At 39.4% G+C, this 1,589-nt stretch carries 1 protein-coding gene; it reads right to left on the reverse strand.

The features are described from left to right. Positions 1 to 28: 28 nt before the first annotated feature. Positions 29 to 1,542, reverse strand: a protein-coding gene (locus tag CLV38_RS13535) for an IS3 family transposase (protein ID WP_106196512.1) whose coding sequence is annotated in 2 segments (ribosomal slippage) — positions 29 to 924 and positions 924 to 1,542 — 1,515 coding nt in all. Because the reading frame shifts where the segments join, the coding sequence is not laid out codon by codon here. Positions 1,543 to 1,589: the final 47 nt, after the last annotated feature.

Below are 1,589 nucleotides of genomic sequence, written 5' to 3' on the forward strand. Positions count from 1 at the left end.
GGGGGTGCGGATGTTTTCTTGGACTTTTTTAAGCAACTAAACCTAGATTCTTTCTGTATTCAATCGGACTGAGTCCTCCAAGGGATATCTTGATTCTTTTATTATTGTACCAATGAAGATAGTCATCTAATAGTTCGATAAACTCGTCAGTCGATGTGTTTTCCCATCTAAGGCCATAATAGAACTCGTTTTTAAGTCTTCCGAAAAAGCCTTCACAAGCCGAGTTATCTGGGGAACAGCCTTTTTTAGACATGGATTGCGTCAAACCGTTGGTTTTAATCCGTTTAATCCATCCCGGCCATCTGTAATGTGCCCCGCGGTCAGAGTGTACAATTGGCTTTGAATTGCCCGAGAGTGTCTCAAGCGCTTGATCAAACATACTATTAACTAGTTCGGCATTCGGTTGTGTACTGATTGTCCAACTGACTACAGCCCCATCAAAACAATCAATAATAGGGGACAAATAAATTTTTCCGGCAGAAATCCGAAATTCTGTAATGTCCGTCAACCACTTCTCATTAGGTTTTTCAGCTTTGAAATTTCGCTGAATATGGTTAGGTGTAGCGGGAGTTATCTCACCTGCATAAGAACTATATTTTTTCTTTTTTATTGACCGAACGGTGAGCTGTTCTTCTTTCATAATCCGTCTGATGACTTTCTCGGAAACGATAATATGTTGTTTTTTTAGAGCTGCATGCATTCGACGGTAGCCATAGGAACTACGATTTTCTATAAAAATTTCTTTGAGCAAGACCCGTAAATCAGCATATTTGTCCGGTAAAACAGACTGACTTCTGTGGTAATAGTAACTACTCTTGGCTAAATTCAAGTTCTCAAGCATAGATGTCAAAGGATAAATAGTTTTCAAGGCATCAATCACCCATGTTTTTTCTTTGTTGGAGAGTTGTTTTGGATTGATGCCCCATTCTTTTTTATTAGTTCAGAAGATTTTTCTAATATATCTTTTTCCATTCGTAATCGATAAACTTCTCGTTTTAAACCATCAACTTCATCTTTTAGTTCTTCTAAGTGAGGACTGTCAGGCATATTCGACATATTTGGTGGAAGTTCCTCTCCAACGAGCTCCTCTTTCCAATCATAGAGCGTTTTTCGAGTAACCTGTAGTCGCTCAGCAATGGTTTGGACAGAGGTTTCTCGGCTCACAAGATGGATAACGGCCTCTTTTTTCTGCTCTTGAGAATAGTTTAACCTACTACGCCTTATTTTACGAGCTTCCGGGGCGAGTTCTTTACACCAATCGCTAAGGATGTTTCTGTCTGGATAGCCCAACATGCGAACAGTCCTAGAATAATTACGACCGTATTCGATATAGTGATCGACAGCAAATTGCTTTTCTTCTTGCGTAAATACACGGTTTCTTTTTGAGGTTCTGGAAAGATCGCCGTTCGCTTCATATTCTTTAAACCATTTGTATAGAGCTTTTGGAGAAGGATAACCTAGCTCTTGAATGACTGACGTTAAAGAGTGCTCGTATTTGATGTAAAGCTTTACAGCTATCAATCTTTTTTGGTAAGAGTACATGGACATTCTCCTGTCTTATAGTAGTCCAAGATTATGTCCGCACCTCC

The organism is Alkalibacterium olivapovliticus, assembly GCF_003003275.1.
GTDB classification, from domain to species: domain Bacteria; phylum Bacillota; class Bacilli; order Lactobacillales; family Carnobacteriaceae_A; genus Alkalibacterium; species Alkalibacterium olivapovliticum.